The sequence below is a fragment of the Spirosoma sordidisoli genome (assembly GCF_004138325.1).
Classification (GTDB): domain Bacteria; phylum Bacteroidota; class Bacteroidia; order Cytophagales; family Spirosomataceae; genus Spirosoma; species Spirosoma sordidisoli.
This window is the reverse complement of record NZ_SBLB01000002.1, coordinates 423,742-443,403: the sequence shown is the minus strand read 5'-3', so window position 1 is coordinate 443,403 and position 19,662 is coordinate 423,742. Positions and strand designations below refer to the sequence as shown.

Sequence of the window (19,662 nt, the reverse complement as noted above, 5' to 3'; positions counted from 1 at the left end):
GTAACCTTATCCCTTTACCCGAGCCTTCCCCTTATCCGATGAATCGGCTTCGACTGCTTGTTGTCCTGTCTGTCTTAAGCATCATTGGCATCCTGGTCATGCAGGCGGTCTGGGTACGCAGTGCCTATGCCCTGCGGGAGCGGCAGTTCCGGCAGTCGGCGTTTATTGCCCTGCAGGATGTGGCCGATGAAGTAGCCCGGCTCAACCAGTTTACCCTGAACCGGTATGCCGTTACGCAGCTGTCGGCCGATTATTTTATTGTCAATACCGACGCGCCCATCGACCCGGTCGCCCTTGAAACCTTTATTCAGCGATCCCTGCAGCAGCATAATCTGATAACGGATTACGAGTACGGAATCTACGACTGCGAAACAGACCGGATGGTATATGGCGCCTATGTCAGTACCAACGGCAAAGCCGGTCAGTCCTCGCGGGTGCTGCCTACCTTTCCCCGTTATACCTACTACTTCGGTATCCGCTTTCCGAATCAGTCCTCGTTTGTGGCCGGCCAACTAAGTGGCTGGCTGTGGTCAACCCTGGTGGTGTTGCTGGTTGTGCTCTTTTTCGGGTACACGCTGATCGTTGTACTCCGGCAACGGCGACTGACGGAAGTACAGCGCGATTTCATCCATAACATCACCCACGAGCTCCAAACCCCCGTCTCGACCATCCGGATAGCGGCCGATGTGCTACAGTCCGACCTGATCATCGATCAACCGGCGCGACTGAAACAATACGCCCGTATCGTGATGGAAGAAAGTCTCCGGTTGCAGAAACAGGTGAGCAACGTGCTTCAGTTAGCCCGTACCAACCGCACCGGCTTTCGTCTTAGCTGCACTGACGTTGACCTGCACGCCCTGATGCGCGCAGCCGCCAGCACCTTTGCTCCCTATGTCACGCTCGATCTCAGGGCGGCCGAGGGGCGGGTGTGGGCCGATCCGTACCACCTCGAAACGGCATTGACCAATCTGATCGACAATGCCATCAAGTACAGTCAGCCAACCCCTGCGGTTGTGTTGCATACGCATATTGATAAGGGTCGGCTGATCTGGTCGGTGAGCGATACGGGGATCGGTATAGATCCGGTTTACCACAAAGCGGTATTTCGCCAGTTTTTCAGGGTACCGACCGGGCACACGCCCACAGCCACCGGGTTTGGCCTTGGGTTGTATTATGTGCAGCAGGTAGCGCGGGCTCATCGCTGGCAGCTGTCGCTTAGCAGTTCGCCGGGGCAGGGCAGCTCGTTCACCATCGGCGAACGGGCCGGAACCCGCAGCCGTTCGACCAGCCACCCGGCCCCAGCCTCCGCCCCTCTTTCCCTTCCGCAGCCTTGACACCCGCCCGTATTTTATTTGTCGAAGACGATGTCAACCTGGGCTTCGTCGTGAAGGATACCCTTTCGATGGTCCCCTTTGCCATTACCCACTGCACCAACGGTTCAGATGCCTGGGCGGCTTTTCAGGCCGGCTCGTTTGATCTGTGTCTGCTCGATGTCATGCTCCCCCAGAGCGACGGCTTCACCCTGGCGCGGCAGATCAGGGCGCTGAACACACAAATTCCAATTCTGTTTCTTAGTGCGCTGGGCGACAAAGACAGCCGCTTAGAAGGGCTTCGGCTGGGCGCCGACGACTACCTCGCCAAACCCTTCAGTATCGAGGAGCTGATCCTGAAGATCAGGGTTTTTCTGAAGCGGGCTGCAACGGTACCCGCCCAACCGGATTCGGCCCCGGCGTTCCGGTTCGACCGCGCCAACCTGACGCTGTGCGTGAACGGAAAAGAGCAGTCCCTCACCCACCGCGAGGCTGATGTGCTCACCTACCTGCTGATACGCCCCAATACCCTGATTCGGCGCGATGAACTGCTACGCGCGGTCTGGGGCGACGATGACTATTTCATGGGCCGCAGTCTCGATGTTTTCATCTCCCGGCTGCGAAAACGGCTCGCCGAAGTTCCTACCATCCGGATCGATAACGTCCACGGTGTTGGTTTTGTGTTCAGGCAGGAATAATCGTAGTTTGCGCCACAAAACCTCCCGCACACCATGAACCACCGGCTTTCCTCTACCTTTCTGATCCTGACGCTTTTCAGTCTGTCCTGCCAGACAAGCCGCCCGCTCACCCAAGCCCCTGCCTCTGCCGCCATAACCGCCGAAGGGTTGCTCAACTGCTTCAGCCCGGGTACCTCCCTGGAGGGCAAACCGGTCTGGTGCGAAGCCTCGGCCGTGGCCTATGATGGTAATCACGTGCTGGTCGCCAACGATAAAGACATGCCCGCCAATCTGAGCCCGGTCTTTTCAAAAGCCACCACTACCCTGTCCGACTCGACACAGGCTCCTGCTTACCTGATGGCTCCCGCTTACCCGACGGGTCGGAAGTATGAAGACTTTGCCCAGACACCCGACCGCAAGTTTGTCTTGCTCACAACCGCCTTTGACCGGGTTAAAGAAGGTAGCCCCGACTGGAACAGCTATAACACGATCCTCTACTGGCGTACGGGCAACGAGCAGACGCCCCGCGTGCTTGCCCCCGACGATACCAGCCGGACCTCGGTCGCCTATCGTCAGAAACTGTCACGCGTGCTGGCGACCGATGAGTTCCCCAATGGTGTTCCCTACTTTAAGATTGAAGGACTGGCAGCTACCAGCCAGTTTCTGCTTTTCGGAATTCGCGAAGCCGGCAAAGCGTTCGACTCCTTTAAACCAGTCGATAAGGTGGTAGCCGTATCGTATTCGGTTAATGGCGATCGTATCCGGCTTGCCGACGACTGGCGCGTGGTGGCCGATTTTGACCCGGCTAAAGCCGAACCCACCCTGCCGCAGCCGCTGAGCCTGTCGAGCCTGGAATACGACCCGGCCCGGAACCGGTTCTGGCTGCTGACATCGCTGGAAACCAAAAACAAACTGGACGCTTATCTGTGGAGCATTTCGGCCGATGACCTGTTTAGCAACAAACCGTTCACTCTGGTTCGGGATGCGCAGGGCCAACCTTTGCACTTCAACCACAAAGCCGAAGACCTCACCCCCCTCGACCGGAATCAGCTGCTGATCATCCACGACGACGATCGTTTTCAGCTTCCGGTGGGTAACCAAACGCGCCAGCCTCACCAGGCTCCGTACAGTATTGTTACAGTAAACTGATTAGAGTTACCCTGCTGAGGCCTTTATTCCGTTATGCATAAACTTATCATAACGATCGGCCTTTCAGCCTGTCTGGTGGGGGCTGCTGTGGCCCAGTCGGTCCGGCAGCCTGTCCTGAGCAAACTGGAGATCTACACCCTGGGCACGAAAAGCCGACGGGTTGTGCGGCAGGACAGCGTGCGGTTCGAAGCGCCCAACTGGACGCCCGACGGCAGGCACCTGATCATCAACGAGCGCGGGCGCCTGTACCGGGTAACCGTGAGCGACGGACGAAAAGAACGGATCGACACCGGCAGCGCCAGAGCCTGCAATAACGATCATGGCCTGACGCCCGATGGCAAAACGCTTATCATCAGCGATAACACCCGCACCGATGCTACGGGCCAGTCGCCCTCCAGAATATATACGGTACCCATAAGCGGTGGCGAGCCAACCCAAATCACCCCACTGGGCCCGTCGTACTGGCATGGTGTCTCGCCGGATGGGAAAACGCTGGCCTATGTCGGCGAACGGGCTGTTGGGCCAACGGGGCAGGCGGATTTCGATATCTATACCGTTCCGATCACCGGCGGTCCCGAAACCCGGCTCACTACCAGCCCCGGCCTCGACGATGGTCCCGAATATTCGCCCGATGGCCGATACCTGTATTTCAACTCGTACCGGACCGGCCGGATGCAGATCTGGCGAATGCGGCCCGACGGATCCCAGCCCGAACAGATCACCGACGATGCCTACGCTAACTGGTTTCCGCATCCCTCACCCGATGGCCGCTGGATTGTGTTCATTAGCTATGTAGAAGACCAGAAAGCAGCGCACCCCGCCGACAAAGAGGTTGTGCTGCGGTTGATCGAGGTAAAAAGTCTGGGGCAAAAAAAGACCGGACCAGTTCAGGAACTGGCCCGGTTCAGGGGTGGTCAGGGCACGATCAACGTGGCAAGCTGGTCGCCAGACAGCCGATCGTTCGCCTTCGTGAGCTACTGAACGTTCCGGAAAAACTCGTAGGTGCCGGTGATGAATTCTACGACGCCGGTGCCGTGGTTGGCTCCGCGCATGGTACGCAGTTGTACGGCGGTAGCCCCCCGCTTCTGCATAGCCTCATAGGCATTCTTTGAGTTCAGGTAAAACACCGTATCGTCCGCATCGCCATGATAAAGCCGGGTTGAGGTGCGGGGTTTCCAGTCGTAGATATCGTTGTCCTGCACGGCGGCAATGAATTCTTTGTCGGTACCGTTGGTAATAGCCTGTTTGAAGCTATCGGTAAACGCCTGATTCATGCTGACGTTGATACTGGTATTAGCACCACTAGCGGCTATCCGCGAAGCGTAGGGCTCTTTAAAGTAATAGCTGGCGGGTCGGTTGAGGCCATAGATACGGTCATAGGTGAGCAAAACCCGCAGATATAACCGGTTTATGTAATCGACACCGCTGGTCGGTTTGCTGATGATCTCCCGCATGAACGACAATTTATCGTAAGCGCCCGCTCCGCAGCTGGACGCTACCAGATTAAACTCCGATCCGGTTTCTTCTTCCAGCTTCTTCTGCAGAGCCAGCGTAGCGTAACCCCCTTCCGAATAGCCCGCCACATACAGCCGTTTGTCCCAGTTCACCTTCTGGTCGGCCAGAAAGTCGCGGGTAGCCCGCAGCATGTCGAGCGAAGCCGTTGCCAGGCTTTTGTTGTGCTCGTATGGGTGCGGAACCGTATTCGATGCGCCATAGCCGATATAGTCGGGAGCCGCAATGATATAGCCCTGTGAGGCAAACACCGATCCAAACGTATAGGCTTCGCTACTCGACCCATAGCGGGATGGAGCCTCACTATCATTCTGAATCGTTCCATGCTGCAGGCTCAACAGCGAAGTTGCTGTCTGCACATCCGGGATCAGCAGCGCCCCCGATGCCGTTATGGGTTTTCCGTCGGTGTTGGTCGTCTGGTATTCGAGCCGGTAGGCTTTAATTCCGTGTACGATAAAGGCTTTGAAGAGCGCATTCCCCCCCGAAAACCGGCTTTGTAACTGACTCACTGAATACTCACCGATCAGCGAACTGCTGACCAATGTTCGGGCGGGGGGCGGGTTAGGGACTACCGGGTCGGTCCGGTCGGTTGTCTGGCAGCCGGTAGGGGCTGAAACAAGCATGACGCCCAGAAGCATCAGCGTCAAAACTGATTTGAGGGTTACCATCTAAAAACAGAAAAAAATGAAAAGAAGAAACGCTGGGCGGGTGTAGAACAGACTCCACAAGAATAGGCATCTGGCTTCCCGTTTACTCTACTATTTTACTTGGTATTAATATAACTCATTTGATTGGAAATAAAATCCTTATACGGGTTAAATACTTGTTCTGCAACCAGTTAATCCTACTAATTCCCTGATCGTCACAGCCGATAGAGCATCTTGGTACAGCTTTTGGGCCTGTGGAGTCAGTACCAACAAGTATTCACTACAATGAAACGTCAATTTAAAACAGTAGGAACAAAGTCGCTGATTGTATTCGCTGCGGTTGGTCTTTTGTCCGCTAATACGCTTACGAGTTGCAAATCACAGGGTAACCTGAATAAAACCCAGAAGGGTGCTGCGGTCGGTGCAGGCGGTGGTGCTTTGGTAGGCGGTATTATCGGTAAAAAATACGCGAAAGGGAACACAGCCATTGGCGCTATTATCGGTGCAACCGTTGGTGGAGCCGCCGGTGCAGTGATTGGTCGTCGCATGGATAAACAGGCTGAAGAGCTAAAACGCGAACTACCCAATGCGCAGATTGAACGGGTGGGCGAAGGCATCAAAATTACCTTTGGCTCGGACATCCTGTTCGATGTTGACTCTTACCAGTTGAAAGCCGCCACCAAGCAGCAGCTTACGGAGTTTGCCCAGACGCTCAACAAATACGAAGACACGGACATCCGGATTGAAGGCCATGCCGACGCAACCGGTTCGGACGACTATAACAAAAAGCTGTCTGATCGCCGGGCCAAGGCAGTCGGTGATTACCTGGCCACGCAGGGCGTAAAATCGTCACGTCTGGATGAACTGGGTTACGGCGAAGCACAGCCCGTGGCCGACAACACGACCGAGTCAGGTCGTCGGCAGAACCGCCGGGTTGACATAGCCGTATTTGCTAACAAGCAGATGCAGCGTGATGCCAAAGCCGGCAAGCTGGACAACTAACAGATTGTAATACAACGCGGAACGACTAACCCGAATGAAGCTATGGCAACGGTAAAAAAAGGCGACGAAGTCACGTGGAAATACGGCAAAGGCACAGCCGAAGGAAAAGTTGCCGAGGTTCATAAGGAAGACATCGAACGCAAGACGCAGGGAACCACTACCAAACGGAAAGGTTCTGCCGAGGAGCCCGCGCTGGTGATCGAGCAGGGCAGCAAGAAAATTGTAAAATCGGCCAGTGAGGTCACTAAAAAGAGCTAGGCCATGGCAACTGCAACGCTCGACACCGACGAAAAAAAGGCGATCAAAAGCGAGTTCGATGAAGTCGTCAATATGTCGGCTTCACAACTCGAAAAGTGGCTCAAAACGGAGGAGTCAAAGTCGGTCGGACAAACGAAAGAGGGTGATGATGAATCGATCGGCCACCAGTCGGGCGAAAAAATCATCGACATCCTCGGTAAAAAGTCGGCCGATCTCTCTGAAAGTGATTATGCACACATGCGCAAAGTGGTCAGTTATGTCCGGCGTCATAGTGCACAGCGTCCCAAACAGGTAGCTGGTTCCAACTGGGCGTATTCCCTGAAGAACTGGGGCCACGATCCTGACAAAAAATAAATTTCGGTTTGTTGCCGGGTGGTGCATTCAGTTCATTCAGCGGGCACCACCCGGCTCAAAACGGAACCCATTGCTTTCTGATTTACTCAACACTACGAACGTTACGAATCCTTTTCATTTCAACACAACCAACACAACACAAACGTTATGAATGTTAAAGAAACACGGGGCGAAGTCCTCGACCAACTGAATCGACTCCTTACAGATACCCGCGACGGAGAAAAAGGCTACCAGGAAGCGGCTGACAGCGTAAAAGATACGGAGCTGAAAAGCCTGTTCCTGGCGCAGTCGCGGCAGCGGGGTGAGTTTGCCCTGGAGCTGGACCGCGAGATCCGCACCCTGGGTGGCGATCCGGACAACACAACCAGTCTGGCCGCTGATCTGCACCGGGCCTGGATCAATATTAAATCAACATTTGCCAGCAACGACGATAAAGCCACTGTGCAGGAATGCCAGCGGGGCGATCAGGAAGCACTGGAAAATTATAACGCCGTATTGCAGGAAACGGATCTGGTAGCCAGCACCCGCGAACTGTTGCTGCGTCAAAAGCAAAGCATCGAATCGGCCCATGCTTCAATGGCTCGATTGGCCTTGGTAGTGTAGTGAATGGTGGGATCGGAAAGCCTGCCCTCGTTGAGGGCAGGCTTTTTTGTATATAGTCTACTAATTCAATTGATTAACAATATTTGTAGAGAAGCCCCGAAAAAAGGCACTGGGTGGCCTCAAACAATCGATTCAATCAGGCAGTTATTTGATGAGCCTGTTTTACACAGCGCTATCACCATTCCTGCTTTACACGCGTTATGAGCAAGCATAAATCTACCGTTTCGGCTCCGACAGCCGATCAAATCAAACCCGGTAAACCCTATCCGCTGGGAGCCACGTTTGACGGCGAAGGTATCAACTTTGCCCTTTTCTCCGAGAATGCCACTGGCGTTTACCTCTGTTTATACGACGTAGCTGATCCCTCTCGGGAAACGGCCATGATCCCGCTCACTGAGCGCACCGAACTGGTCTGGCATATTCACATCGACGGCCTGCAACCCGGGCAGCTCTACGGCTTCCGCGTCGATGGCCCTTACGATCCGCAGGCGGGTCATTTTTTCAACCCCAACAAACTGCTGCTCGATCCGTACGCGCGGGCTATCAACGCCCCCGTGAATCATAACAACGACTGGCTCGGCTACGATTACGAAGAGACCGAAGGCGAAGAAGGCAAGCACCTGGTCATGAGCAGTACAGACAGCGGCCCGAGCATGCCCAAGTCGGTGGTTGTCGACGATAAAGATTTCGACTGGGGTGAAGATACCGCACCAACCATACCCATGCATCGGTCGGTTATTTACGAGATGCACGTGAAAGGGTTCACCTACCAGCATCCGACCATCAACGAAACCCTCCGCGGTACTTATGCCGGTCTGGCCACGCCCGAGAGCATCGACTATCTGAAGCGCCTGGGCGTTACGGCGGTCGAGCTGCTGCCCGTTCATCAGTTCACCGACGAGAGCTACTGGGGCTACAACAGCATCGGCTTTTTTGCGCCCCAGAACACGTACTCTTCGGCCGGCATGAACGGCGAGCAGGTCAATGAATTCAAACAGATGGTCAAAGACCTGCATGCCGCCGGTATCGAGGTCATTCTGGACGTTGTTTACAACCATACCGCCGAAGGTAATCAGCTGGGGCCAACGCTGTCGTTCCAGGGTATCGATAACCGGGCCTACTATCACCAGGTTGGCGACCGACCGGATTATTACATGGACTATACCGGCACTGGCAATACGTTCAACCTCAGCCACCCCCGTGCCCTGCAGCTGGTCATGGATAGCCTGCGTTACTGGGTAACGGAAATGCACGTCGACGGTTTCCGCTTCGACCTGGCATCGGCCCTGATCCGGACAGACGAAGAAGTAGGTCGGGTTTCGTCGTTCCTCGACACCGTGGCGCAGGACCCTATTCTGACTCAGGTGAAGCTAATTGCCGAACCCTGGGACATCGGCTCATACCACGTAGGAGGATTCCCGGTGCGCTGGTCAGAATGGAACGGTAAATACCGCGATGCGCTGCGTGGTTTCTGGAAAGGCGACGATGGCAAAGCGGCCGAAACGGCCCTGCGGTTGCTGGGTAGCCCCGACCTCTATGCCAACGACGGCCGGTCGCCGGCCAATAGTGTCAACCTGATTACGGCCCACGACGGGTTTACCCTCAACGACCTTGTCAGCTATAACGATAAGCACAACGAGGCCAACGGCGAAGACAACCGCGACGGCTCGAACGATAACCTGAGCTGGAACTGCGGAGCCGAAGGGCCAACCGACGATCCGGCCATTATTGAGCTGCGCGAGCGGCAGAAGCGTAATTTCCTGTCTACCCTCCTTCTGAGCCAAGGTACCCCCATGATTGTGATGGGTGACGAATGTGGGCGCACGCAACACGGAAATAACAACGGCTATAACCAGGACAGCGAAATCAGCTGGATGAACTGGCACTGGGACGATCGGCAGCAGGCGCTGTTCGACTTCTCGAGTGCGCTGACAAACCTGCGCCGGGATATTCCGCTGCTGAGTCGCCGTAAGTTCTTCGGTAGCGAGCAGGTCTCCTACCTCCGTCCCGACGGGCAGGAAATGACCAGCGACGACCTGAACAATCCGGGCACCCACTGTCTGGCTCTGTTCATCGACGGTAAACGCGTTGACGAACAGACCGAAGACGGTCAGGATATTGGCGACGAACAACTGATCTGGATTCTGAACGCTTACTGGGAAGACATTCCGTTCCTGCTGCCCAAGCTGGAGCGGAAAACCGCCACCTGGGAAGTGCTGGTCGATACGAACGCCGGTCAGGTTAAACCCGATGCCACGCCAACCAAAGGCGGGAAGGAGTTTGTTGTACCAGCACGCTCGTCTATCCTGCTGCGGTTGAAATAACCAGGCGTGATCATCTTCACACAAAAAAAGCGGACCAGACGGTCCGCTTTTTTCTTAGTAAGCTGGCTCGAACAGCTGATCAAGGGCGGCTCGTAAGGCCGGTATAGATACGTGAACGTCAGCTTCGAGATCGCGATCGTCGTCCAGCGCACCAGAATACGTAGCCGCGTACCGCAGTCCTGCCCAGGCAGACAGGTAGAGGAAATAATCGACCACGTACTTGGGCGAAAACAGCTCGAAGAGAGCGGTTCCTGGCTTGCACCAGATCAGGTTCGTAAACGAGGCCCCGTGTGGGCCCAGGATGAACGACGCGTTCGAATAGATCGCAACCTGTTCGGCTATGGTTCGGGGCTCATCGTTGATGATGATAAACTGGTAGTCGTTCAGCAACGCTATCAGCTCCGCTTCGTTGCTGACCCGACGGCGACCCGCCCGGCGGATATAGATCCGTTCGGGTTGCTGGACATTAGCCGATACCGCTTTTTCAACGTGGTTCTTCAACGCCTGAATGGAGGCTGAGTTGGGGTAAGACCAGTCGCCGTTGTTAGCCAGAATACAGCGGTCGGCGATCACTTCGGTATGGCGGCTGTCGATAATCTGATCCGGTCGAAACCCGAGCAGGGTCAGCAGCTCCCGTTCGTACGATGTGTTGAACAGCGGGTAAGCCACCACCGCATTGGCCAGTACCTGATCCGGTATGGTTTCCCTGATCCGGCAAAGCTTGGCCCCTACCAGCATCATGAAATCGTAATACCCTCCATAGCGAACCCCGTCGAGCTGGTGGCTCCAGGGCGCGATCAGCACCTTAGCCCGGACGGTTTTTCGCCTGGTCGGAAACAGGGCCGCTTTGACCACACCCCGCAGGTCATCGAAATCGGTACAGAGTACCCGCCCCTGGGTTCTGACACTGCCGAGAGGCAACACAACGGCTTTGCTATTCGGGCAATGGTAGTCCCAGACGAAGCTGGTTTCGCTGGTCGCTACGGTTTCGGCGAAAATGAGTTTATCGGGCTCAAGGGCATCGTATACATTCCGTAGCTTCAGCTGATTACCCGCCTGCTCGGAAACCACGTACTTAGCCAGAAATGAGTAGGTTTCGGAGCGGGACAGTAGTCTGAAGCCAAGCCAGCGGAGGAGAACAGGAACCTGCTGAGCCAGTAGGTCTCGTAACGTACCAACAAATGTTTTTTTAGGGGCAGAGGAAGTCATCTAAACAGACAGGCGTAGTGGAAGAACCTGTCTATTTAGACGCTTTTCGGGCTGAACCGTCAAAAAATGGGCTGAATATTTTATAAACGGTGTTTTTGCTGATGTGACCTGGCTGTTCTGCAGGCCCTGGCCATCGACTCGAACGTGTTATAACTAGCTTTGATACGGGTGTTTCCAGGGCTGCCGGTAGGGTCGTTTCAGCAGGGCGGTAGCCTCCTTGTCGCCCACGACAACGTGCTTTTTAGGATCGTATACCACCGGTCGGCCGATCTTCATGGAGATGTTGGCCAGTATACAGCTGGCGGTCGATATATGAGCCTCGTCAATGTTGGCTACGGGGCGGCCGTTCGTCTCGATCGCTTCCAGGAAATTAAGCATGTGTTGCCGGGTAGCCGGGGCCGCGTTCAGTTCAATACGCTCTTCGGTAAGGTCTTCCGGATACTTTTCTTTCTCGAACACAACGTCTTTATGAATTTTGGCCGGCCCTTCTTTCCCCTGCGGCACAAAGTCGTAGCTCATTGTGCTGGCCATAAGCGTACCTTTTTCGCCGTAGAGCGTAAACGCCCATGGATAGTCAGGATTGGCGGGCGTTCCCCAGGACCGGTGCTGCCACACACAGTTCAGGTTGTCATACTCAAAAACGGCCGTTTGCGTGTCGGCAATGTTCGACTTACCTTCTGTCTGCACATAGATGCCTCCGGTTGAGCTGATCTTATTGGGCCAGCCCAGACCCAGCATCCAGCGAACGGCATCGAACATATGTACGCACATATCGCCCATGATACCGTTGCCGTATTCCATGAACGTGCGCCACCAGCGAATGTGCGGCAGGCCATCGTACGGACGAAGGGGAGCCGGGCCCGTCCACAGGTCATAGTTAAGGAAATCCGGGACAGGCACTACCGGCGGGTTCCCGTTGGCCTTCATGTGGTAATAGCAGCACATTTCCACGTGCGATATCTTTCCCAGCAACCCCGCATCGACTACGTTTTTCTTGGCATCGATTAGGTGGGGGGTACTCCGGCGCTGGGTGCCTACCTGTACAACCCGGTTGTATTTCCGCGCAGCGGCTACCATAGCCTCCCCTTCCAGCACATCCACGCTGATGGGTTTCTGCACGTAGACGTGTGCCCCTGACTTCATGGCTTCGATAGCCTGAAGCGCGTGCCAGTGGTCAGGCGAGCCGATCAGAACGATGTCGAGTTTGTTTTCGGCCAGCATCTTCCGATAATCTTCATACTGCCGGGGTGTCTGTCCCGATTTCTGACGCTGACTGACAAGTTTTGCGGCCTGAGAAAGCTGATTTTTATCAACGTCGCACAGTGACACCACCTCGACCGGGGCGACCTGGATTAGCCGGAACAAATCGCTTTTACCGTACCAGCCCGTGCCGATCAGGCCTACGCGGTACGTTTTGGGAGGGGTCGAGAAAGCCAGGCTATTGGCACCCAGTGTAGTAAGAGCAAGCGACGCTGACGTACCCTGCAGGAAACGACGGCGGTTTATCGTGACCGTTTGCATTATTGAACGAACGTAAAAGTGTGACTTAGGAATAGCGTTCCCAAGTTAAGGCATCGGCCGGTAAATATCAGATTTACGTCCTCTTTAAACGACAGACTCGCTCTGCATTGGTCGATTACTGCCTGAACGTCCAGGTTTTCACTGCCACGGGCGCATCCTGAATAGCGTTGTACAGCTCTTCGTCCGAGCTGAATACCAGTTGCTTCAGCGGGAAGGTTTCGACGTGTACCGTTAGCTCCGGCTGATCGAAGGGCCAGGGATCGAGGCAAAGCGATTCGTCGGGGCGCTGTGAGATGTAATACGATACGCCATCGGGGCCTACGCTTACCTCTAAACGTCGGCCTTCGGGCGGCACCTGATCCAGACAAAGCACCAGCGACAGCGCATCGCACCACTGCACAAAATCGTAGGCATACCGGGCTTCGTCTTTACTGGCTCCGCACTGCCTGCGCCACTTTTTCTGGTTATCAACCTGCTGGTCCAGGAACTCGTCCAGGGCAGCATCCGTCCCCCGTTTGGGTTCGTACAGGAAAGACGTATGCATCGACAGCATCAGGGCATTCCAGCGGCTCTTCTGCAGGCCAATCTGGATCATACTCCGACACTGGTCTACCGAGTACTGGAGAATTTGAAAATGGAGAGGGGCGCCAGCCGTGGTCAGGTGGTTACGGCCCTGCCAGGGGTCCTGCCCGTCGTCGTGCTCAGTCAGGGCAATAAGGGTCTCTACCCAATAGATGGGGCGTTTCGCGTCCTGCCAGTGCATAGCCGCCTGTACAGCCAGCAGCCCGTGCGCCTGCTGGTTAATAATTCGCCAACCTTCGTCAGTCTGAGTAACGATCATCTTCCTGGTAGTAACACAAAGCGAGCCGAACGACCGACTGAAGCAGTTGCTTCGGCCAGCCGTTCGGCTCGCTTTGTTACTGTTAATTGTATACTTTTTCGTTTTCGCCCATTTTGGGTGTCGTTCCCGTCAGCGCAGCCGAGGCTTGCTGAAACAGCCGGACCATGGTGCTGTCGTTAGAATCCCAATACTCGGCCATACGGGTATGCACCTTGAGCAGCGTCAGATTCGGATCGTCTTTGCCGTTGGGAAACCAGGCTTTAGCCTGCGGATTCCAGAGCTCGTCGATCTTGGCCTGGTCGTGAAGCTCTTCGGCTGTACCCGAGATAGATACGTAATCGGCATCACTAACGTCGGCAAAGGCAATGTTGACCTGCTTGTCGTGCTGCTCGATCTGATCTACTTTGGGCGACGTTTTTTGGGTAAAGAACCAGAGTGTGCCGTCTTCATCCATTTGTAAAACAGCCATTGGCCTACTTTGCAGATGACCTTCTTCATCGACGGTTGTCATCATGGCAATCCGAATGTTGCCAACCATCTTACGTACTTTCTCCAGTTGATCGTTTTTCTGTGGTTTCGTTTCCATAACGCGAATAGGTTGTCATATCAGGTAGCGTCGTCGGCTCCTCAGAGTCCGGCGTTGACGGGTAAAGCGCCTGCTATCTACCCTATATGACTCGAATTAGTTATATAATGTTTCGCGCAGGTCGATTCCGTAGAAGAGCGACATGGGGGTTGTGGCCGGATGTACCGCACTGGTCTGGCCGCTCATCTCCAGTATGCTCACGCAGCAGTGAATCGTTTGCTGACACATGGCGTACACCTGCTGGCAGCGATCGTTTTCAAACTGGAGTACTTCCTGGGCGCATTTCTCACAAACCTCAATGCAGGCGCTGGCCAGCAGACGAGTATTTTCTGAACCGCGCACGTAAAGCATGGCCAGCTGACGGCACATGTCGGCGCAATCAAGATTCAGGAAAATGCTCCGGTACCAGTTTTCAATGTCTTCATGCCGTGAGCATTCGGTTGCAAATGAATCACAGAGGGTAGCACAGCCAGTAAGGGTGTCGTAGATGTTCTTCTTCCAGATCATAACGCAATGACTATATTGAGGTTAGGGTCGCTAAACGAATGAATGAGTGCCCTGCACCAGTGAATCGTTATCACTGTGCAGCCGGCGGGCCAGACGACGGGCCTCGCTCACACTGGTCAGAATAACCTGTTGTTTATCCAGCTGTCCCTGTTCCAAAAGCTGGTTGGCAATCTCAATAGCTTTCGCCCGGGTACCGGGGTTAAGCGAGCGCATTGCGGCTGGGAAGTGAGTAGCGGTCCACATCATGTTAGTTACCTTTTCACAGAACAGAATGCCTATATCATGCCACGACATGAACCAGCCGGTCTTCAGGCTTAATAGAGCAATACAAACTATTAAAGGTCAGTAGTTTACAAAATATAGATTAACTCATTTTTCGCTCCAGACAGTATCAGGGATATAGTAACTGTGTATATTCTGCCGGGTCAGTGTGTATTAAATTACCCAATGTTTATCAGCAGAAAACCCACCTGTCCAGAAGGCATACTGGCATCACTCAGGTGCGCCATGCGGGTGATTCCGGACTGGTTTTAACGGCGCAGAACCATTTGCCGCCCCTCCGTCAGCAAGGGCGCTGGCGAAAACGGTGTGCCTTAGTTTGTCGAGTTGACCATTAAGAGCCTGTTTAGGGATGTCAGATTACACCTGGCCCCTGAGTTTAGGAAAGATACTTGTGGACGCTAGTCGGCCCGAATGGCTACCGTTTCACCCCCCAGCCCCCTAAAGGGGGAGTTAGCTTCGCCGAATGGGCTCCCCCTTTAGGGGGCTGGGGGGTGAAACGGTAGCCCCTCAGGCTAGTGGAATTCACATCAATTCCTTCCCCAAACAAGCTCTTAAGGGGGGTGGGGGTTTAAGATCCGGTGCCCTCATGGCTTTAGCGTCTTAATCACTCTTTCCCAAACAACCTTTAAAGGGTTTAGTAAGGCGCTGCTGAGTCGACTGTTCGCCCAACCCAGAGTAGCTCCCATTTAGTGTATATACAGTGTATCAACTTTGGGAATTGGTTACTACATTTACAAGAATGTTTGATCATTCATTAATAAAAAAGCATGTTTCCAACTCTCGACTACATCTTCAGGTCTACGTCTAAAACGTAGCTTATGCGAATCGTAGCCAGTGTCACATTACTTGCCTTACTAAGTTGTCATGACCCTTCCTCTGTTAATCAGTTATGCGTTAGAGGCCGTTACATTACCAGCTATTGCGAGGGGGTAGTGATTCAAATCGTAGATGGCACGCCTATTGGCCAAGAGTGGCGAAGTTCATTATATGGTTTACGTCCGAATTGTGTGGTAGCGAATCTTGACAGCCTTACTTTTAAGGGGTCGTCTGGCGCGGTATTAACTCAAAACGATTCTACCTTTTACTTTCAATATCGGGAAGGAGGCTATCCTCAAAAGGCATATGTTCTTTGTCACCCGCCTTCTTTTATAACAATCACCGCTATCTCAGAAACCGCCTGCAGGTAACTCTCCGTGTAATCTTCTACCATAAGTTCTTTTAGCCAGCGAGTAACAGATCATGAATTTTGTAAAACGTATCGTCCTTAGTTGCCTGCTTGTTCTCTGCCTTTTGTCCAGCCTGTTGGCTCAAAGGCCCTTCCTGGAAGGAGTAATCAGCTATAAAGCGGATACGATTACCCAGGCAGAACCTGGTGGCCCTCCCCTCTTTCCTACTCAAACGATTGTGTACAAAAAGGGGAATGCCCTGCGGATCGAAATTTGGCGAGTCAATAAATTCGATTCAACTGACATCATGAAAGATATTTATATCCGTAATGATAAGGGGGCTTATCTATATACCGAGTCCACCAAACCCATCAACAGGATGCTCGATAGTATTGCCCTGTTTATGACTCACGAGGAGGAAAAACAGCTTTTAGCGGAGCAGGCTCTTCAGGGCATGGAGTTCTACACGGTTGATCGAGTACTTCAAAAGACAACCTGGCTTAATCTACCGGCCGAAAAAGTAGCACTTAAAGGAGGTTCGAATCAGACATTGCCGGAGGCCGTTATCACCAGAGCAATTGATATTACGTTGGGTACCCTTTTTAATTCGGTCAGTAAACTGCCGGGTACTCCCCTGCAATTTATGCTGGATGAACGCGGCTGGAAGATTCAACTCACGGCAACGAGTTTAACGGCAAAAGCGTTATCAGATACTTTATTCAGGCTAGATGCCAAGCGTAAGCCAATGAGCATGAGCCAAATGGGAGGAGAGTTATCTGACTTCAAATAATAATTTCGGTTAATTGACCTTTCGTCTCATAAACAGTTTTTTCCGCACAACGAACACGAGGAAAATACCAGATCTGAGGCCAACTGAGAAGTGGCCTTTTTCTGTGTCTACGGCTAAACGATCGGTTGGTAACAGACCACCGGCCCTGTTTTCACTACCCCACTCCCGCCAACGCATCAAGAATCAATAACTAAGCATGGCTCGCCCCCCTTCGTCTTCGCTGATAAAGGGGCAGGATTGGTTGTAGTCAGCTATAACGTGATTAAGTCACGTCACCCTCTCCTCCCAGGTTGTTGGTAGCCCCCACCGACTCAGTCGAACCGCAACTGGTATCCCAAATGGGAATAGCACACTGTAGTATTAGATCATCGCCTGAATACCCCGGACCGGGCGCGAGTATCATCGCTGGGTTACTGCCACAAGCCGACTCCGCCCGGGGGAATTGACGGGCGGCTTCTGTTGAAGAGATCAGTATCTACTTCAGAACGGTTTGCCGACGGTTTACTTCGGGAAGAGCAGTCGGAAGGTGGTTCCCTGCCCTACCTGGCTATCTACCTCTATGGTGCCTTTGTGACTGTTGATGATGTTCTGCGTAGCGGTCAGGCCCAGCCCCATGCCGCCCGACTTTCCCGTAAAGAACGGATCGAAGAGCCGCTGCCGGTCAGCATCGCTGATGCCTCCCCCGTTATCGGCCACTTCCACACAAACCCAGTTGTCTTCAATACAACTCGTTTTGATGGACAGAATACCTTTGCCTTCTTCCATGGCCTCTACGGCGTTGACGAGTATGTTGAGCAGCGCCGTTTTTACCTGATCCCGGTCGAGCAGGGCTGTGCAATCATCGGGGGCGAGCGATACCTCCAGACGCATCCGTTTCAGCTTGATCCGGTCGGCAATGAGCTGCAGTGTGGCTTTGACAACGGCGTTGAAGTCCTGCTTTTTACGGTCCAGCTCGCGGGGTTTGGAGGAGTTGAGCATCTCGGTAATCAACTGGCCAATCCGATCAACGTTACGCCCGATGATATCGGTGAACATAGTTACGTACTCATTGTCGGTATCCAGTTCATCTTTGAGCTGCTCCAGAGCCAGGCTCAGGTTGGTCAGCGGGTTGCGAACTTCGTGGGCAATGCTCCGGGCAATCTTACCCGTCATGGTAAGCTTTTCTGCCAGGATGAGATCCTGCTGCGCCCGCTTCTGCTCGGTGATATCGCGTACTATACCCTGATACCACTCGGGTTTGCCAACCACATCTTCTACCGCCCAGACCGAAATCAGGCAGATGCGCTTACGACCGTTTCGGTTGATGAGGGTTGTTTCATAATCTTTGATCTGGCCATGCTCCCGAACGTTGAATCGCAGCTCGCGCAGGTGGTTCAGGTCGGCAAAGAGCCGCGCGGGATTGAGCAGCCGCAGTTCGTCACGGCTGTACCCCAGCAGTCGTTCTACCGACGGGTTCGCATCCCGGAAGCGCAACTCATTGTTTGCCACGAAGATGGCATCGATAGACCGTTCGAATAACGACCGGTATTTGTTTTCTTTCTGGGCTACTTCGGCCAGAACGCTGGCCTGGCGAAGGGCGTATCGAATACTACGCCCCAACAACTGAGCGTCGATGCGTCCCTTTACCAGGTAATCGGCCGCACCCAGCTCAAGAGCCGACTGATCGACCGTCAGGTCATCCTGCCCGGTAAGCAGAATCATGGGGGCACGGCAGCCGGCGCGAAAGGCTTCCTGGATGAGATCAATGCCCGTATGATGGCCCAATCGGTAATCGACCAGATACACATCATGCTCATTGGCTTCTATAGCTAACAGTGCCCGGTCATAACTTTCTACCCAGTCGAGTTTGATGTTTGCATTTTCCCGGGCCGAAACCAGGGCCTTGGTCAGCATGTAATCATCCTCATCATCTTCAACCAGGAGAACCCGGATCACATTCTTCTTTTCGGTAACGTCGAGGGGAGCAACAACCGGCATCATAACAGTGAGTAGTTAACAGGAACCAGTTTGTGTTAATTTCATACAATATACAATCCAAATAGCTGACCTCCTGGATAGCCCCAAGCTGTCAGGGTAGCTTAACCGTGTCCATCCAGTACGTCTTCAGCGCTCCAACCATCTCAACCAGGCGGCTGAAGTTAAAGGGCTTGGTGACAAATGAGTTAACGCCCAGGTTATACGTTTTCACCACATCCTCGTCGGCCGACGAAGTAGTCATCACAACTACCGGCAGGCGACGTAATTTAGGATCGTCTTTAATTTCTTCCAGCGCCTGAAATCCGTTCTTACGAGGCATATTCAGATCAAGAATGAGCAGATTGGGCCAGGGTACGTTCTGGTCGAGGAAGCGACCTTCGTGGCGCAGGTACTCCATCAACTCTTCACCGTCCTCAACAAACTGTATCGTTTGAGAAAATCCATTCTGACGCAGCGCCTGCTCCATAAACAAGCGATCATCATGGTCATCGTCAGCAATCAGAATAGTCATACTGGTAGGCTTACGGTGCATAGATTCGGTAAAGTAGTTCGTTACGGTAGTTCTAAAAAGAGGTAGAATACGCCCAGACAAATGTAACAGCTTCATACGCGCTATCAACAGCCAGATAACGTATAATACATGTACCGCATAATGCCTGGCAATCGGCATTATACTTGTCAAAACTAAGCAAAATTGCCCAACTCCCGGCAGTGACTATCCATTAAAATAACGTAACCTATCCTGCCATAGGATAGTATTTATACCGAATCAGCAGACTTAGCCTGATTGACAGCTTTTTACGTATATAGAATAGGGATACTCATGAACAGATGTGTGCTTTCTGATTTCAAAATAGGATTGTCTATGTTCTACAAAATGGGGAGATTATTACGCAACAGCTGTCAGTACTTCGCTCCGCTCTTTTTCCGATCTACTCCGATAAAGT

19 protein-coding genes are annotated in these 19,662 nt (G+C 53.4%); 10 read left to right on the top strand and 9 right to left on the bottom strand.

From position 1 onward, the window contains the following. The first annotated feature begins 38 nt into the window (after nt 1-38). The 4 genes from EQG79_RS10355 to EQG79_RS10340 are packed head-to-tail and all read left to right on the top strand — an operon-like array spanning nt 39 to nt 4,117. Nucleotides 39-1,334, top strand: a complete 1,296-nt coding sequence (locus EQG79_RS10355; protein ID WP_129601434.1) for a sensor histidine kinase — start codon at nt 39-41, stop codon at nt 1,332-1,334. Continuing rightward, nucleotides 1,331-2,008 (top strand): response regulator transcription factor, encoded by a 678-nt coding sequence (locus tag EQG79_RS10350; protein ID WP_077922725.1) that lies wholly within the window; start codon nt 1,331-1,333, stop codon nt 2,006-2,008. Before EQG79_RS10355 ends, EQG79_RS10350 begins: the two co-directional genes overlap by 4 nt. A 33-nt stretch (nt 2,009-2,041) precedes the next feature. Continuing rightward, nucleotides 2,042-3,136: a hypothetical protein gene (locus tag EQG79_RS10345; RefSeq protein ID WP_129601433.1), complete on the top strand. Its 1,095-nt coding sequence runs from the start codon at nt 2,042-2,044 to the stop codon at nt 3,134-3,136. 33 nt (nt 3,137-3,169) lie between these two features. Beyond that, the gene (locus tag EQG79_RS10340; protein ID WP_129601432.1) at nt 3,170-4,117 is read left to right on the top strand and encodes a TolB family protein; all 948 of its coding nucleotides are present in this window, start codon (nt 3,170-3,172) and stop codon (nt 4,115-4,117) included. Here EQG79_RS10340 and EQG79_RS10335 read toward each other — a convergent pair. Further along, nucleotides 4,111-5,286: an alpha/beta hydrolase family protein gene (locus tag EQG79_RS10335; RefSeq protein WP_240699343.1), complete on the bottom strand. Its 1,176-nt coding sequence runs from the start codon at nt 5,284-5,286 to the stop codon at nt 4,111-4,113. The two genes, EQG79_RS10340 and EQG79_RS10335, sit on opposite strands and share 7 nt — an antisense overlap. 294 nt (nt 5,287-5,580) lie before the next feature. On the opposite strand from EQG79_RS10335, the gene EQG79_RS10330 reads away from it, so the two are divergent. The 5 genes from EQG79_RS10330 (at nt 5,581) to glgX (ending at nt 9,836) form a co-directional block, all read left to right on the top strand. Continuing rightward, nucleotides 5,581-6,297: an OmpA family protein gene (locus tag EQG79_RS10330; protein WP_077922721.1), complete on the top strand. Its 717-nt coding sequence runs from the start codon at nt 5,581-5,583 to the stop codon at nt 6,295-6,297. Between the two features lie 42 nt (nt 6,298-6,339). Next, nucleotides 6,340-6,555: a hypervirulence associated TUDOR domain-containing protein gene (locus tag EQG79_RS10325; protein ID WP_077922720.1), complete on the top strand. Its 216-nt coding sequence runs from the start codon at nt 6,340-6,342 to the stop codon at nt 6,553-6,555. 3 nt (nt 6,556-6,558) lie between these two features. Beyond that, the gene (locus EQG79_RS10320; protein ID WP_077922719.1) at nt 6,559-6,909 is read left to right on the top strand and encodes a DUF3140 domain-containing protein; all 351 of its coding nucleotides are present in this window, start codon (nt 6,559-6,561) and stop codon (nt 6,907-6,909) included. A gap of 147 nt (nt 6,910-7,056) precedes the next feature. Next, a complete protein-coding gene (locus EQG79_RS10315) occupies nt 7,057-7,512 on the top strand; it encodes a ferritin-like domain-containing protein (RefSeq protein WP_077922718.1) in 456 nt (151 codons plus the stop codon). A gap of 200 nt (nt 7,513-7,712) precedes the next feature. Continuing rightward, complete coding sequence (glgX, locus tag EQG79_RS10310) at nt 7,713-9,836, top strand: glycogen debranching protein GlgX (RefSeq protein ID WP_129601430.1); 2,124 nt, start codon at nt 7,713-7,715, stop codon at nt 9,834-9,836. Nucleotides 9,837-9,890: 54 nt separating this feature from the next. Here glgX and EQG79_RS10305 read toward each other — a convergent pair whose 3' ends face one another. The 6 genes from EQG79_RS10305 to EQG79_RS10280 form a co-directional block, all read right to left on the bottom strand. Beyond that, nucleotides 9,891-11,045, bottom strand: coding sequence for a glycosyltransferase family 61 protein (locus EQG79_RS10305; RefSeq protein ID WP_129601429.1), 1,155 nt, complete (start codon nt 11,043-11,045; stop codon nt 9,891-9,893). A 153-nt stretch (nt 11,046-11,198) separates the two neighbouring features. After that, nucleotides 11,199-12,566, bottom strand: coding sequence for a Gfo/Idh/MocA family protein (locus EQG79_RS10300; RefSeq protein ID WP_077922715.1), 1,368 nt, complete (start codon nt 12,564-12,566; stop codon nt 11,199-11,201). Between the two features lie 115 nt (nt 12,567-12,681). Then, a complete protein-coding gene (locus EQG79_RS10295) occupies nt 12,682-13,407 on the bottom strand; it encodes a DUF3891 family protein (RefSeq protein ID WP_077922714.1) in 726 nt (241 codons plus the stop codon). Nucleotides 13,408-13,489: 82 nt separating this feature from the next. Then, entirely contained in the window at nt 13,490-13,993 is a 504-nt protein-coding gene (locus EQG79_RS10290) for a pyridoxamine 5'-phosphate oxidase family protein (protein ID WP_077922713.1), read from the bottom strand. 96 nt (nt 13,994-14,089) lie between these two features. Continuing rightward, nucleotides 14,090-14,500 carry a four-helix bundle copper-binding protein gene (locus EQG79_RS10285; protein WP_077922712.1) on the bottom strand — a complete coding sequence of 137 codons (411 nt, stop codon included), beginning with the start codon at nt 14,498-14,500 and terminating at the stop codon, nt 14,090-14,092. A 30-nt stretch (nt 14,501-14,530) separates the two neighbouring features. Further along, the gene (locus EQG79_RS10280) at nt 14,531-14,746 is read right to left on the bottom strand and encodes a DUF2188 domain-containing protein (RefSeq protein ID WP_240699325.1); all 216 of its coding nucleotides are present in this window, start codon (nt 14,744-14,746) and stop codon (nt 14,531-14,533) included. A 1,275-nt stretch (nt 14,747-16,021) separates the two neighbouring features. On the opposite strand from EQG79_RS10280, the gene EQG79_RS10275 reads away from it, so the two are divergent. Continuing rightward, nucleotides 16,022-16,738 (top strand): hypothetical protein, encoded by a 717-nt coding sequence (locus tag EQG79_RS10275; protein WP_099084981.1) that lies wholly within the window; start codon nt 16,022-16,024, stop codon nt 16,736-16,738. A gap of 501 nt (nt 16,739-17,239) precedes the next feature. On the opposite strand, the gene EQG79_RS10270 is transcribed toward EQG79_RS10275, so the two are convergent. Together EQG79_RS10270 and EQG79_RS10265 are read right to left on the bottom strand one after the other, a co-directional pair. Continuing rightward, nucleotides 17,240-18,718: a hybrid sensor histidine kinase/response regulator gene (locus tag EQG79_RS10270; RefSeq protein ID WP_077922709.1), complete on the bottom strand. Its 1,479-nt coding sequence runs from the start codon at nt 18,716-18,718 to the stop codon at nt 17,240-17,242. Nucleotides 18,719-18,806: 88 nt separating this feature from the next. After that, nucleotides 18,807-19,226, bottom strand: a complete 420-nt coding sequence (locus EQG79_RS10265) for a response regulator (protein WP_077922867.1) — start codon at nt 19,224-19,226, stop codon at nt 18,807-18,809. Nucleotides 19,227-19,662 lie beyond the last annotated feature (436 nt).

Bases quoted from the DNA above. Each gene is read 5' to 3' on its own strand.
- EQG79_RS10315 (WP_077922718.1), top strand. From the start codon at position 7,057: ATGAATGTTAAAGAAACACGGGGCGAAGTCCTCGACCAACTGAATCGA.
- EQG79_RS10330 (WP_077922721.1), top strand. From the start codon at position 5,581: ATGAAACGTCAATTTAAAACAGTAGGAACAAAGTCGCTGATTGTATTC.
- EQG79_RS10275 (WP_099084981.1), top strand. From the start codon at position 16,022: ATGAATTTTGTAAAACGTATCGTCCTTAGTTGCCTGCTTGTTCTCTGC.
- EQG79_RS10290 (WP_077922713.1), bottom strand. From the start codon at position 13,993: ATGGAAACGAAACCACAGAAAAACGATCAACTGGAGAAAGTACGTAAG.
- glgX (WP_129601430.1), top strand. From the start codon at position 7,713: ATGAGCAAGCATAAATCTACCGTTTCGGCTCCGACAGCCGATCAAATC.
- EQG79_RS10305 (WP_129601429.1), bottom strand. From the start codon at position 11,045: ATGACTTCCTCTGCCCCTAAAAAAACATTTGTTGGTACGTTACGAGAC.
- EQG79_RS10340 (WP_129601432.1), top strand. From the start codon at position 3,170: ATGCATAAACTTATCATAACGATCGGCCTTTCAGCCTGTCTGGTGGGG.
- EQG79_RS10300 (WP_077922715.1), bottom strand. From the start codon at position 12,566: ATGCAAACGGTCACGATAAACCGCCGTCGTTTCCTGCAGGGTACGTCA.
- EQG79_RS10355 (WP_129601434.1), top strand. From the start codon at position 39: ATGAATCGGCTTCGACTGCTTGTTGTCCTGTCTGTCTTAAGCATCATT.
- EQG79_RS10295 (WP_077922714.1), bottom strand. From the start codon at position 13,407: ATGATCGTTACTCAGACTGACGAAGGTTGGCGAATTATTAACCAGCAG.
- EQG79_RS10325 (WP_077922720.1), top strand. From the start codon at position 6,340: ATGGCAACGGTAAAAAAAGGCGACGAAGTCACGTGGAAATACGGCAAA.
- EQG79_RS10270 (WP_077922709.1), bottom strand. From the start codon at position 18,718: ATGATGCCGGTTGTTGCTCCCCTCGACGTTACCGAAAAGAAGAATGTG.
- EQG79_RS10265 (WP_077922867.1), bottom strand. From the start codon at position 19,226: ATGACTATTCTGATTGCTGACGATGACCATGATGATCGCTTGTTTATG.
- EQG79_RS10345 (WP_129601433.1), top strand. From the start codon at position 2,042: ATGAACCACCGGCTTTCCTCTACCTTTCTGATCCTGACGCTTTTCAGT.
- EQG79_RS10335 (WP_240699343.1), bottom strand. From the start codon at position 5,286: ATGCTTCTGGGCGTCATGCTTGTTTCAGCCCCTACCGGCTGCCAGACA.
- EQG79_RS10285 (WP_077922712.1), bottom strand. From the start codon at position 14,500: ATGATCTGGAAGAAGAACATCTACGACACCCTTACTGGCTGTGCTACC.
- EQG79_RS10280 (WP_240699325.1), bottom strand. From the start codon at position 14,746: ATGATGTGGACCGCTACTCACTTCCCAGCCGCAATGCGCTCGCTTAAC.
- EQG79_RS10320 (WP_077922719.1), top strand. From the start codon at position 6,559: ATGGCAACTGCAACGCTCGACACCGACGAAAAAAAGGCGATCAAAAGC.